Genomic DNA, 12,425 nt, shown 5'->3' with positions numbered 1-12,425 from the left:
CGGCCCTTTGGAACGTTCCGGTCAAGGGAAGTGTATGAGGCATGTCACGTTTACCCGGCTCGAAGCCGGAAAGCGGGAACCGGCCCGCAGCCCCTGCCCGCGGGGGCCGCGGCGCGCCCGCCCGCCGGCCGCCGTGTTTTCCGGCAGGGCGCACGGGCACGTCCCCGACGAACAGGCGGAGACCCGAGGAGCATCCGGACATGACCATGATCGCCACCACCAACCCCGCGACCGGAGAAGTGGAGAAGACCTTCGACGAGCTGGCCGACGAGGAGCTCGACCGGCGCATCGGGCGGGCCGCCGAGACGTTCGCCGCGTACCGCACGACGGACCTCGGGCGGCGGGCGGCGTGGATGAACGCCGCCGCCCGGATCCTGGACGACGAGGCCGAGCAGATCGGCGCGATGCTCACCACCGAGATGGGCAAGACGCTCAAGGCCGCGATCGCGGAGGCGCGCAAGTGCGCGAAGGCGTGCCGGTACTACGCCGCGCACGCCGCCCAGTTCCTCGCCGACCGCCCCGCCGACCCGGAGGCGGTGGGCGCACGCGACGCCTACGTCCGCTACCAGCCGCTCGGCCCGGTGCTGGCGGTGATGCCGTGGAACTTCCCGCTCTGGCAGGTGGTCCGGTTCGCCGCGCCCGGGCTGATGGCGGGCAACGTGGGCCTGCTGAAGCACTCCTCGAACGTCCCGCAGACGGCGCTGTTGCTGGAGGACCTGTTCCGCCGCGCCGGGTTCCCCGAGGGCGCCTTCCAGACCCTGCTGATCGGGTCGGCGAAGGTCGAGCGGGTCCTGCGCGACCCGCGGGTGAAGGCGGCCACGCTGACCGGCAGCGAGCCGGCCGGGCGGTCCGTCGCCGCGATCGCCGGGGACGAGATCAAGCCGACCGTGCTGGAGCTCGGCGGGAGCGACCCGTTCGTGGTCATGCCGTCGGCCGACATCGCGGCGGCCGCGCAGGCCGCGGCGGCCTCCCGGTGCCTGAACAACGGGCAGAGCTGCATCTCCGCCAAGCGGTTCATCGTCGACCGCGGCTGCGCCGAGGAGTTCGAGCGGCTGTTCGTCCGGAACATGCGGGCGCTGAAGGTCGGCGACCCGATGGACGATGACACCGACGTCGGCCCGCTGGTCAGCGAGCAGGGCCGCGCCGACGTCGAGGAGCTGGTCGCCGACGCGGTCGGCAAGGGCGCGACCGTGCTGTGCGGCGGCGAGCGCCCGGACGGCCCCGGCTGGTACTACCCGCCCACGGTGATCGGCGGGGTGACGCGGGACATGCGGATGTTCCACGAGGAGGTCTTCGGGCCGGTGGCGTCGCTGTTCCGGGTCGACGGCGCGGGCGAGGCGGTCGAGCTGGCGAACGCCACCGGCTTCGGCCTCGGGTCCAACGCCTGGACGCGGGACGCGGGCGAGCGGGAGCTGTTCGTCCGCGAGCTGGACGCGGGCCAGGTCTTCGTCAACGGGATGACCACGTCCTACCCGGAGCTGCCGTTCGGCGGCGTCAAGCGGTCCGGGTACGGGCGCGAGCTGTCCGCGCAGGGCATGCACGCGTTCTGCAACGCCAAGACGGTCTGGGCGGCGTGATCGTCCCGGCACCCGGCCCGCGGCTCGCTGCTCAGGGGACGACGCGGAACGTCGTGCGGGCGGGAGCGCCTCCTGTCGCGGCGGCGAAGGTGTGCACGCCGAGCGGCAGTGGCCCCGGCAGGAACTCGTGGGCCTGGTTCACCGCGTAGTTGAAGGTGCCCATGTGGTCGACGACGGGGCCGGGGCGCTCGCCGGAGCCGTCCAGGCTCACCCGGACCCGGTCCCCCGGCCGCCAGCCCGTCCCGTGGATCACGAACACCGTCACGCCGTCGCCCTGCGGCTGGTTGACCACGATCCGCGGGTCGCCGGTGGGGCGGTCCCCGGCGCCGCCCAGCGGGGCGGGGGGCTCCGCCGCGCGGCCGGCGGGCGGCCGTCCCCGGCCCGGGTCGGCGCCCGCGGAGCCGCCGCCCGACCAGAACGTCCGGGCCAGCAGCGCGCCGACGCCGATCAGCAGGATCGCGGCCACCGAGGCGATCGTGTTGCGGGGCTCGCGGAGGAACGTGCGCGCCGGCGAGGACGAGGACCGCCCGTCCCGCACGCCTTCGATGACCACCCGCGGACGCTCCCGCATCGGCCGCTCCGGCGCGGCGCCCGCGCGATCCGGTCCGCCGACGGGGAGCCGCGGCCCCGCGGCGTAGTCCCTGACCAGGTCGAGGGCCGACCCGGACAGGCCCGGCTCGGCCCGGCCGTGGCGCAGGTAGTCCGACACCGACGCCAGCACGTCGGCGGGCGCCGGCCGCCGCGCGGGGTCGCGGGCCAGGCAGCCGCGCACCATCGTCTCCAGCTCGACCGCGAGCCCCGACAGGTCCGGCGGCAGGGTGGCGAGCTGGGCCATCAGCTCCAGCGCGCCCTCGCCCCGGTAGGGGCCGTGGCCGGTCGCCGCGTACAGCAGGGTCGCGCCCAGCGCGTAGACGTCGCTCGCCGCGGTCACGACCCGCGACCCCTGCGCCTGCTCGGGCGCCATGAACGCGGGGGTGCCGACCGCGACACGGCTGAGCGTCACCCGGGCGCGCTCCCGCGCGTGCGCCAGGCCGAAGTCGATGACGCGCGGCCCGTCCGCGCACACCAGCACGTTGGACGGTTTGAGGTCGCGGTGGACGAGGCCCGCCGCATGGATCGACTCGAGCGCCTCCGCGCATCCGCCCGCCAGCCACCGCACCGCCGCGACGGGCAGCGGTCCCGCCTCGGCGACCAGGAGCTCCAGCGAGGGCGCGGGAACGTACGCGGTCGCGAGCCAGGGCACCTCGGCGTCCGGGTCGGCGTTCACGACCGAGGCGGTGTAGACCCCGCTGACCCGCCGGGCCGCCGCGGCCTCGTGCGCGAACCGGGTGCGGAAGTCGGCCTCGCGGGCCAGCTCGGCCCGGACGGTCTTCACCGCGACGAGCCGTCCCGCCGCGGAGCAGCCGAGGTAGACGCGGCCCATGGAGCCCGACCCGAGCCGGCCGAGGAGCGTGTACGGTCCCGCGGCGGCGGGGTCGCCCGCCTCCAGAGGGCCTAGCGGCGCGTCGCGCCTGACCATGTCGCCTCCCCCGGGCCGCCTGCCTCACATGGTGCACAACGCGGGCGCCCGGCGGCCCCCGCGGGCGCGAAGCGTCCGATGGCGGCCATGGGCGGGGCCCGCGCGGGCCCGGGTCCGGGGACGGTCAGGCGCTCTTGCGGGCCTCCGCCTCGCGCCGCACCTCGTCCATGTCGAGGGCGCGGGCCCGCGCGATGAGGTCCTCGAGGGCCTCCTCGGGCAGGGCGCCCGGCTGGTTCATGCGGGCGCTGGACTCCGGCCTGCCGGCGGAGGACGCCGACCGGGCCGCGCTGTGCCGCAGCATCCTCGCCGGCCGCCGGCTGATCGCCGCGCTCGACGACGCGGCCGGCGAGCTGCTGCGCGCCCTGGACGCGCACTGACACCGTGCCTCGGGCCCCGGGCCCGGGCCGGGACCGGGGCCGCGGCGGCTCCGCCTCAGTGGACGGTCTGCGGGACCTTCCACGGGTTGTCGTCGCGCAGCGGCGGAGGCAGCAGATCCTGCGGCCAGCCCTGGAACGCGACGGGCCGCAGGAACCGCTCGATCGCCGCGGTGCCGACCGACGTGGTGGCGGGCGCGGTCGTCGCCGGGTACGGGCCGCCGTGCTGCATCGCGTGGCTGACGGCGACGCCCGTCGGCCACTGGTTCCACAGCACGCGCCCGCTGCGGCCCGCGAGGACGCCGGTGAGCGCGGCGAGGTCGCCGGTCTCGTCCGGCTCGGCGTGCAGCGACGTGGTGAGCTGCCCGGGCAGGGCGGCGACGACGCCGGCGACCTCGGCGAGGTCGCCGTAGGTGACGACGAGGCCGAGCGGCCCGAAGCACTCCTGCCCGGCGGCGTCGATGTCGGCGCGGAACGCTTCGAGGTCCATGGTCAGCAGGCGCGGGGCGAGGGACGTCCCGTCCTCGGGCCAGACGACGCGGCGGACGCCGGGACGGCCGCCGAGCATGTCCGACACCGCGAGGAAGCCGGACTCGATGCGGTCGTTCAGCATCGGCGCGGGGTCGACGCCGCGCAGCCGCTCGGCGATCTCGTCCACCAGCGCGGCCGGCGCGAACAGCAGCCCGGGGTTGGTGCAGAACTGGCCGGCGCCGAGGGTGAGGGACGCGGCGTAGCCCTGCGCGATCTCGTCGGGCCGCGTCTCGGCGGCGCGCGGCGTCACCACGGTCGGGTTGACGCTGCCGAGCTCGCCGAAGAACGGGATCGGGGTGGGCCGCTCCGCGGCGATCCCGGCGAGGGCGAGGCCGCCCTTCTCCGAGCCGGTGAACGCGGCGGCGGCGATGCCCGGGTGGCGGAGCGCCTCGACGCCCTCCGCCTCGCCCTCGATCAGCCCGAACACGCCGTCCGGCAGCCCGGCGCCGGCGACGATCTCGGCGGTGCGGCGCGACAGCCGGGGGTGGCCGGGGTGCGCCTTCACCACGACGGGGCAGCCGGCGGCGAGCGCGGAGGCGGTGTCGCCGCCCGCGACGCTGAACGCGAACGGGAAGTTGCTCGCGGCGAACACCAGCACGGGGCCGAGCGCCGTCCGGTAGCGGCGCAGGTCGGGCCGGGGCCCGCTCGGCCACTGCGGGTCGGGGCGGTCGATGCGGGCGTCGTAGAACGCGCCCTCCCGGACCTGGTCGGCGAACAGCTTCAGCTGGAAGGTGGTGCGGGTCAGCTCGCCGTTCAGCCGGGTCGCGCCGAGGCGGCTCTCCTCGTCGGCCAGGGCGACCAGCTCGGCGCGGGCGGCCTCCAGGGCGTCCGCGATCGCGGTCAGGCCCTCGGCGCGCTCCTGCGGCGGTGCCGCGGCCCATCCGGCCGCCGCGGACACTGCGGCGGCGACGGCCTGGTCCGGTGTCATGAGCTGCTCCTTTCGTCCCCGCCGTGCGGGGTGGTGCGGACGGTCCCCGGTCCCCGATTCTCCACCGAGTTCCGGTACCCGCAGAACGCGTAGACGATCAGGCCGAGCAGCATCCGCACCACGAACCGCACCCAGGTGCGGCGGCCGGCCGCCGTGATGGGCCCGCACGGGGCCGCGGGCCCCGGAACGGGAAAGGCCGATCGGGCTAGAGGACGAAGCCCGCGGGGAAGGGATCGGCGGGGTCGAGCAGGTAGGTGGCGTTGCCGGTGATCCAGGCGCGGCCGGTGAACTCGGGGACCACCGCGGGCAGCCCGCCGGCCTCGGCGGTGCCGACGAGCCGTCCGGTGAACCGGGTGCCGATGAACGACTCGTTGACGAACTCGGTGTGCAGCGGCAGCTCGCCGCGCGCGTGCAGCTGCGCCATCCGCGCGGACGTGCCGGTGCCGCAGGGCGAGCGGTCGAACCAGCCGGGGTGGATCGCCATGGCGTTGCGCGAGTGCCTCGCGTCCGAGCCGGGCGCGAGGAACTGGACGTGCTTGCAGCCTCCGATCAGCGCGTCGCCGGGGTGCACCGGGCGGTCGGTCTCATTGATCGCCGCCATGATCGCCAGGCCCGCCTTGAGGATGTCGTCCTTGCGGGCCCGGTCGAACGGCAGCCCGAGCCGGTCCAGCTCGGTGATCGCGTAGAAGTTGCCGCCGTAGGCCATGTCGTAGCGGACCTCGCCGAGGCCCGGCACGTCGACCACGGCGTCCTGGCGCAGCGCGAACGAGGGGATGTTGCGGAGCGTGACGTTCTCGGCGACGCCGTCGCGGACGGCGACGCGGGCCTCGACGAGCCCGGCCGGGGTGTCGAGCCGGACGATCGTCTCGGGCTCGGCCACCTCGACCATCCCGGTCTCGACCAGCACGGTCGCGACCCCGATCGTGCCGTGCCCGCACATCGGCAGGAACCCGCTGACCTCGATGTACACCACGCCCCAGTCGGCGTCCGGCCGGGTGGGCGGCTGCAGCAGCGCGCCGCTCATCGCGGGGTGGCCGCGCGGCTCGTCCACCAGGAAGCGGCGCAGGCCGTCGAGGTGCTCGACGGCGAAGCGGCGCCGCTCGGCCATCGTCGCGCCCGGGATGGGCGCGACGCCGCCGGTGACGACGCGGGTCGGCATGCCCTCGGTGTGCGAGTCGACCGCGCTGATCGACCGGACCGAGCGCATCAGGCGGCCTGCCGCTGCGCGAGGGCCTCGATGGCGCGGCTCATGTCGGCGGTGACGGCGGCGCGGTGCTCGCCGGTGAGCGGGCCGCGCGGCGGGCGGCAGGGGCCGCCGTACCGGCCGACCCGCTCCATGCCGAGCTTGATCGCCTGGACGAACTCGGTGCGCGAGTCCCACCGGAACGCGGCGACGAGCGGCTCGTACAGCGCGCGCGCCTCCTCCAGCTTGCCGGCGGTGGCCAGCTCGTACAGCAGCGCGGACTCGGCGGGGAACACGTTCGGGAAGCCGGCGAACCAGCCGGTGGCGCCCATCAGCAGCGCTTCGAGGGTGACGTCGTCGGCGCCGGCGACGACCTCCAGGCCGGGCGCCTTCTCCTTGATCTCCAGGACGCGGCGGACGTCGCCGGAGAACTCCTTGACCGCGACGATCCCGTCGATCTGCGCGATCTCGGCGAGCAGGTCGGGGGTGAGGTCGACCTTGGTGTCGATCGGGTTGTTGTAGACCATGACGGGCAGCCCGGCCGAGGCGACGGCCTCGTAGTGGGCGATGACCTCGCCGCGGTTGGCCCGGTACATCGTCGGGGGGAGGCACAGCACGCCGTGCGCGCCGTCCTCGGCGGCGTACTCCGCCCACTGCTTGGCCTGGTGGGAGCCGGGGCCGTGGACGCCGACCACGACGACGCCGTCCTCGCCGACGGCCTCGATCGCGGTGCGGGCGACGCGGCGGCGCTCCTCGTCGGTGAGCGAGGAGTACTCGCCGAGGGAGCCGTTCGGGCCGACGCCGCGGCAGCCGTTGCCGACGAGCCAGCGGCAGTGCTCGGCGTACCTGTCGTAGTCGACGGCGAGCCCGGCCGGGGCGGTGGCGTCCTCGTAGTAGGGCAGCGCCGTCGCAACGATGACGCCGCCGAGGCTCAGGAGCTTGGTGCCGCTCATCGGGCGCTCTCTTTCCGGTCGGGCTTCGGTGTGTTCTCGGTGGGTGGACTCGCGAGCTCGCCGAGCCGGATGGGCTGGGCGATGGGCCGGTGATGGGGGTTCGCCCCGGGCACCCTGCCGGAAAGCAGTTCGGCGACCGTCGGGCCGCAGACGCGCGCCTGGCAGGGTCCGAGCCCGGCGCGGGTGCCGAGCTTGACCGCGCGGGCCGACCCGCTCGCCTGATCGCCCGCCGCGCGGCGCAGGGAGCCGTAGGTGGTCTCCTCGCAGCGGCAGACGACGGTCTCCTCGCGCAGCCAGCCGGGCCAGGCCGCGCCGATCGGGTGGGCGGCGGCGAGCCGGGCGGCGAACGCGCGGGCCCGGTCGCGGCGGCGGCTCAGCGCGGCGGCCTCGCGGGCGCGGGGGTCCCCTCCCCCCGCGATCCAGCCGGCGAGCAGACCCTCTGTGCGGGCGGCGGGCGCGCCGCCGATGCCGGTGATCTCGCCGGCCGCGTACACGCCGGGCGCGGTGGTGCGCTGGTCGGCGTCCACCTCGGTGAACGCGCCGCCGGGCGTGCGGGTCAGCGCGCAGCCGGCCGCGACGGGCAGCTCGAGCTGCGGGCTGAAGCCGTGGCTGACGCACAGCGCGTCGACCGGGACGGTGCGCTCGGTGCCGGGCACGACCGACCAGTCGGGCCGCAGCCGCGCCGTGACCGCCTCTTCGACGCGCCCGTCGCCCCGGGCCTCGATCACGGCGCGGCCCGTCCGGTACGGGACGCGGTGCCGGGCCAGCAGCAACGCGTACCCGGCCAGCTCCCCGGCCTTGCCGGCGTCCGGCGCCAGCTCCCAGGGGCGGCGGCCCCAGCCGCGCGCGGCGGTCGCGGCGGGGTTGGCCTCCAGCACCTCCAGGACGGTGGCGCCGGCCTCGATCAGCGACGCCGCGACCGGGAGAAGAAACGGTCCAGAACCGGCGATCAGGACGGGGTCGCCGACGACGAGGCGCTCCCCCTTGGCGAGCGCCTGCGCGGCCCCGGCGGTGTAGACGCCGGGCAGCTCCCAGCCGGGGAACGGCAGGACGCGGTCGTGGGCGCCGGGCGCGAGGACGAGCGCGTCCGGCCGCAGCACGAGCCGTTCGCGGCCCGCGGCGTCGGCCTCGCCGCGCAGCACGTGGACGACCGGCGCGCCCTCGCCGGGCCGTTCGAGCGACCAGACGGTGCTCTCCGGCCACCAGTCGCAGCGCGGGTGCCGCAGGACGTGGTCGCGCAGCCGCTCGAAGCCGCGCCAGCCGTGGTGCAGGCGTCCGGGGTGCGCGGCGGCGAACGCGCCGGGGAGCATCCGGTGGTACTGGCCGCCGGGGTGCTCCGACGCGTCGACCAGCGTGACGTCCGCGCCGGCGCGCAGCGCGCCCGCCGCCGCGCCGAGACCGGCGGGTCCGGCGCCGACGACCACGACGAGGCGGCTCACCGGGCGTCCTCGCCGCGCGACTGGGTGGCGACCGTGTCGCCGTCGCGGGCGCGGCGCCGGCAGGCCCGCACGTCGCGGACGCCGTTGACGGTGACCAGGCAGTCGAAGCAGGCGCCGATCCCGCAGAACACCCCGCGCGGGGCGCCGGACGGCCCGGACCGCCAGGTGCGGCGCCCGGAGGCGAGCAGCACGCCCGCGATCGTCTGCCCGGCGACCCCGGCGACGGGCTCGCCGTCCACGGTGATCCGCAGCGGGACGTCTGGGCGGCGCCCGGCCGCGTCGCGCGCCGCGGGCACGAGTCTCGCGCTCACAGGCTCTCTCCTTCGGACTGGACGGCGGGCCGGTCCGCCCGGAACGGCGCCGCGTCGATCGCGGGCTCGCGGCCGAGCATCAGGTCGCGCAGCACGGCGGCGGTCCCGGCGGACAGCCCGATCCCGGCGCCCTCGTGGCCGGTGGCGTGCCAGAGGCCGTCCAGTTCCGGGTCGGGGCCGATGACCGGCAGGTGGTCGGGGACGAACGGGCGGAACCCGCCGTAGGCCCGGATCACCGGGACCTCGGCGAGCATCGGGAAGAGCCGGAGCGCCTTGGCTGCGATGACCGACAGCACCTCCGGGCGGATCCGGTCGTCGAACCCGACGCGGCGGCGCGAGGAGCCGAGCAGGATCGTCCCGCCGCGGGTGGCCTCGACGACCGCGGACGCCTGGAGGTCCTCGGCGGCGCTGCCGACGGCGCCCACGTAGTCGGCGTCGTAGACCTTGTGGAAGACGGTCGGCGGCATCGGCGCGGTCACCAGCACCTCGCCGCGGCGGGGCCGGACGTCCAGCCGGACGCCGAGCCTCCTCGCCACCTCCCCCGACCAGGGTCCGGCGGCGTTGACGACGGCGTCGCCCTCGATCGTCCCGGCGGAGGTGCGCAGGCCGGTGATCCGCCCGCCGCGGCGGACCGCGCCGAGCACCTCGCGGCCGGTGCGTAGCCCGGCGCCGGCGCGGACGGCGGCGGCCAGCAGCGCGGTCGCGGCGCCCGCGGGCTGCACCTGCGCGTCCTCGGGATAGTGGACGGCCATCGCGGCGTCCCGGGTGAGGTGGGGCTCGGCGGCGGCGAGGGCGGTCGCGTCCATCTCGCCGGCGGTGACCCCGGCCTTGCGCTGGCCCTCGGCGAACTCGGCGAGGGCGTCGGCGCCTTCGGCGGTGGTGGCGACGACGATGCCGCCCTTGGGGTCCCATTCGGCGGCGGCGGCGTTCGGGTCGCCGTCCAGGATCGCGGGCCACAGCTCGCGGGACAGCTTCGCCAGCTCCAGCTCGGGGCCGGGCCCCTTGTCGGAGACCAGGACGTTGCCCTCGCCATGCGCGGTGGTGCCCGCGGCGGGCCCGGACCGGTCGACGACCGTGACCGCGAACCCGGCGAGGGCCAGCTCGCGGGCGCAGGCCGCGCCGACCATCCCGGCGCCCAGCACCACGACCCGCGTCATCGGCCCTCCCGCCGTACCGGCACATCCAAAGCGTTCGTTAAATCGAACGAGCCCGAGAGTATGTCGGCCCGCCGCGCGCTGTCAACGCGCGGATGGGAGCGTCACGGCGTCTCGACCAGGTGCGGCGACTCTGCAGGAGTCGAGTGAAGTCGCTGGTCAGAGCGGTACTGCAGGAGCAGGACGGAGCGCACGGGCCCGTCGAGCGCGGTGTAGGCGTGCGGCAGCCGGGCATCGAAGCCTACGTAGTCGCCGGGCCCGAGCTCGACCTCCCGGTCGTCCACCCGAACGCCGAGCCGGCCCGCCTGCACGATGGTGTGCTCGGTGCCGACATGGCCGAGCGAGTCCTGCCGGGAGTCGGCCCTGACCTGCTGGTCGTACACCTCGAAGATCGCTCCGCCGGACTCGATGCCGCGCAGCGGCCGCAGGTCGACGCCCTCGCCGCGCAGCACCTCGACCTCGGCGCCGCGCACCACGGTCAGCCCGGACGGCCGCTGGTGGTCCAGCAGGTCGGAGATCGGCACCTCCAGGGCGCGCGACAGGCTGAACACCGTCTCGATCGTCGGGTTGCCGGCCCCCGCCTCCAGCTGCGACAGCGTCGCCTTGCCGATCTTCGACCGGCGCGACAGCTCCGACAGCGACAGGCCGAGCTCCAGCCGCGCGCGGCGCAGGTTGCCCGCCAGCACCTCCCGCACCGAATCGCCCGGACCGCCCACGTGCCCGCCCCCTTCGTCCGCGGGACACCGCCCGCTCCCCGGCCTTGCGTTCGCTTTAACGAACACGTAGTTTACCGACGGCGCCGCGCGCCGGACGGCTCGGGCCAGGCCGCTCCGGCCGGGCCGGGCGCACTGCTGGAGGTGGACGGCCTGTCCCGCGCGTTCGGCGGCGTCACGGCCGTCGAGGACCTGCGGCCGCGCGCCGCCGCCGGGCAGGTGGTGAGCGTGATCGGCCCGGACGGGGCGGGCAAGATCTCCGACCGGGTCACCGTGCTGCAGACGGGCCGCATCGTGCTGGACGGCCCGGCCGCGGACCTCGCCGCGACGACCGCGTCAAGGCCGCCTACCTCGGCGACGACCCCGTCACCGAGCCCGGCTGAGCAGGCCCGGCGTTACTGAAACCGATTTCTGTTCTGTGCCGCGGACGCATGCTCACCGGCACTCGAACGACACGAACATGCAGGTCGGGCGATTTTTCGCGGCTCACCTCTTGACACCGTCACCACCCTTGCTGCAATCATTCTCTGACAACGGTTTCAGTGAGCTGGGCTACAGACGGGAGTCGACGTGGCGACCATCCACGACGTGGCGGCGCGGGCCGGGGTCTCCCCCGCCACCGTCTCGCGGTTCCTGCGGGGGCAGCGGGTCAGGTCGGCGGACGCCATCCGGGCCGCCGTGGATGAGCTGGGCTTCGCGCCGAACATCGCGGCGCAGTCGCTGAAGTCGGGACGCACCCGCACCATCGGCGTCGTCGTCCCCGACATCACCAACCCGTACTTCGCCGCGGTCGTGAAGGGCATGGAGTCGGTCAGCCGCGACCGCGGCTACCGGCTGCTGCTCGCCAACAGCGACGAGAGCGGCGCCCGCGAGGCCGACCTGCTCGCCGACATGGCCCGCCAGGTGGACGGCATCATCCTCGCCCCGGCCACCGAGCACGAGCAGACCCCGCTGCAACTGCGCGACAGCGGGCTCCCGGTCGTGTTCATCGACCGCGACCTCGCCGACGGGGAGAGCTTCGACGCCGTCCTCGTCGACAACCGCGCCGGCGGCCGGCAGGCCGCCGAGCACCTCCTCGCGCTCGGCCACACCCGCATCGCGATGATCAGCGGCGGCCAGGAGTCCACGCCGGGCCGGTACCGGCGGGACGGCTTCCTGGAGGCCGTGTCCGCCGCCGGCGTCGAGATCCCGCCGGAGCTCGACCTCATCGGCGACTTCCGCGAGGAGCGCGCCTACCAGCTCACCCTGTCGCTGCTGTCGCTCGCCGAACCGCCGACCGCGATCTTCACCGCGAACAACCTCACCACGCTGGGCGCGCTGAAGGCGCTGCACGACATGCGGGTGGACGTCCCCGGGCAGATCAGCCTGATCGGCTTCGACGACCTGGACACCGGGCCGCTGCTGCGGCCGCCGCTGACCGTCGTCGACCGCCCGATGACCGAGCAGGGCGTCCTCGCCATGCGGCTGCTGCTGCACCGCTTCGACGACAGCCAGACCCGCGACCTCCCCCGCCGCATCGTCATGGACATAAAGATCATCGAGCGGGCCTCGACGGCCCCGCCCCGGACCCCCAGGAAGGCGGGCAGGACCCGATGACCGCGACCGAACTGCACGGATTCCTGCATGGTCTGCCGGGTGTGGATCAGGTCGGCGCGGAGGAGCGCGCGGCCCGGTTGGCGGCCCGGTCGATCAAGACGTCGGCGAAGGCCGAGGCGATCGATCTGGCGATCTCGATGGTGGATT

Annotated in this window: 13 protein-coding genes and 1 pseudogene; 5 read left to right on the top strand and 9 right to left on the bottom strand. The window is 75.6% G+C overall.

Features of this window, described 5'->3' with window-relative positions; all coding sequences use genetic code 11:
- Positions 1 to 200: 200 nt before the first annotated feature.
- Entirely contained in the window at positions 201 to 1,577 is a 1,377-nt protein-coding gene (locus F8568_RS35840; RefSeq protein WP_151598079.1) for an NADP-dependent succinic semialdehyde dehydrogenase, read from the top strand.
- Between the two features lie 31 nt (positions 1,578 to 1,608).
- On the opposite strand, the gene F8568_RS47195 is transcribed toward F8568_RS35840, so the two are convergent.
- On the bottom strand, positions 1,609 to 3,096 hold the full coding sequence (locus tag F8568_RS47195; RefSeq protein ID WP_202125729.1) for a serine/threonine-protein kinase: 1,488 nt from the start codon (positions 3,094 to 3,096) through the stop codon (positions 1,609 to 1,611).
- A gap of 236 nt (positions 3,097 to 3,332) precedes the next feature.
- On the opposite strand from F8568_RS47195, the gene F8568_RS35830 reads away from it, so the two are divergent.
- Entirely contained in the window at positions 3,333 to 3,473 is a 141-nt protein-coding gene (locus F8568_RS35830) for a hypothetical protein (RefSeq protein WP_160573888.1), read from the top strand.
- Between the two features lie 55 nt (positions 3,474 to 3,528).
- Here the strand turns inward: F8568_RS35830 and F8568_RS35825 are convergent, their stop codons facing one another.
- The 8 genes from F8568_RS35825 to F8568_RS35795 all read right to left on the bottom strand — a co-directional run bounded on the left by F8568_RS35825 (position 3,529) and on the right by F8568_RS35795 (position 10,685).
- Positions 3,529 to 4,929 carry an aldehyde dehydrogenase (NADP(+)) gene (locus tag F8568_RS35825; protein ID WP_151598078.1) on the bottom strand — a complete coding sequence of 467 codons (1,401 nt, stop codon included), beginning with the start codon at positions 4,927 to 4,929 and terminating at the stop codon, positions 3,529 to 3,531.
- Positions 4,926 to 5,051, bottom strand: coding sequence for a hypothetical protein (locus tag F8568_RS49975; protein ID WP_268896475.1), 126 nt, complete (start codon positions 5,049 to 5,051; stop codon positions 4,926 to 4,928). Before F8568_RS49975 ends, F8568_RS35825 begins: the two co-directional genes overlap by 4 nt.
- 83 nt (positions 5,052 to 5,134) lie before the next feature.
- The gene (locus tag F8568_RS35820) at positions 5,135 to 6,136 is read right to left on the bottom strand and encodes a proline racemase family protein (protein ID WP_151598077.1); all 1,002 of its coding nucleotides are present in this window, start codon (positions 6,134 to 6,136) and stop codon (positions 5,135 to 5,137) included.
- Positions 6,136 to 7,065 (bottom strand): dihydrodipicolinate synthase family protein, encoded by a 930-nt coding sequence (locus tag F8568_RS35815; protein WP_151598076.1) that lies wholly within the window; start codon positions 7,063 to 7,065, stop codon positions 6,136 to 6,138. Before F8568_RS35815 ends, F8568_RS35820 begins: the two co-directional genes overlap by 1 nt.
- Entirely contained in the window at positions 7,062 to 8,504 is a 1,443-nt protein-coding gene (locus F8568_RS35810; RefSeq protein ID WP_151598075.1) for an FAD/NAD(P)-dependent oxidoreductase, read from the bottom strand. Before F8568_RS35810 ends, F8568_RS35815 begins: the two co-directional genes overlap by 4 nt.
- Complete coding sequence (locus F8568_RS35805) at positions 8,501 to 8,815, bottom strand: (2Fe-2S)-binding protein (RefSeq protein WP_160573887.1); 315 nt, start codon at positions 8,813 to 8,815, stop codon at positions 8,501 to 8,503. Before F8568_RS35805 ends, F8568_RS35810 begins: the two co-directional genes overlap by 4 nt.
- On the bottom strand, positions 8,812 to 9,972 hold the full coding sequence (locus F8568_RS35800) for an NAD(P)/FAD-dependent oxidoreductase (RefSeq protein WP_151598074.1): 1,161 nt from the start codon (positions 9,970 to 9,972) through the stop codon (positions 8,812 to 8,814). The genes F8568_RS35805 and F8568_RS35800 overlap by 4 nt, the downstream gene beginning before the upstream one ends.
- Positions 9,973 to 10,073: 101 nt before the next feature.
- Positions 10,074 to 10,685, bottom strand: coding sequence for a helix-turn-helix domain-containing protein (locus F8568_RS35795; RefSeq protein ID WP_151598073.1), 612 nt, complete (start codon positions 10,683 to 10,685; stop codon positions 10,074 to 10,076).
- 141 nt (positions 10,686 to 10,826) lie between these two features.
- Here F8568_RS35795 and F8568_RS35790 point away from each other — a divergent pair, with 141 nt between their 5' ends.
- The 3 genes and pseudogenes from F8568_RS35790 to F8568_RS48935 form a co-directional block, all read left to right on the top strand.
- Positions 10,827 to 11,084 (top strand): ATP-binding cassette domain-containing protein, encoded by a 258-nt coding sequence (locus F8568_RS35790; RefSeq protein ID WP_151598072.1) that lies wholly within the window; start codon positions 10,827 to 10,829, stop codon positions 11,082 to 11,084.
- Between the two features lie 168 nt (positions 11,085 to 11,252).
- Positions 11,253 to 12,278: a LacI family DNA-binding transcriptional regulator gene (locus tag F8568_RS35785; protein ID WP_151598071.1), complete on the top strand. Its 1,026-nt coding sequence runs from the start codon at positions 11,253 to 11,255 to the stop codon at positions 12,276 to 12,278.
- Positions 12,275 to 12,425: pseudogene (locus F8568_RS48935) on the top strand (deoxyribose-phosphate aldolase); the annotation flags it as partial. The gene F8568_RS35785 and the pseudogene F8568_RS48935, both read left to right, overlap by 4 nt.

The organism is Actinomadura physcomitrii (assembly GCF_008923205.2).
Lineage (GTDB): Bacteria > Actinomycetota > Actinomycetes > Streptosporangiales > Streptosporangiaceae > Spirillospora > Spirillospora physcomitrii.
The sequence above is the reverse complement of the archived record's forward strand: the minus strand, read 5'-3'. Positions and strand labels throughout refer to the sequence as shown.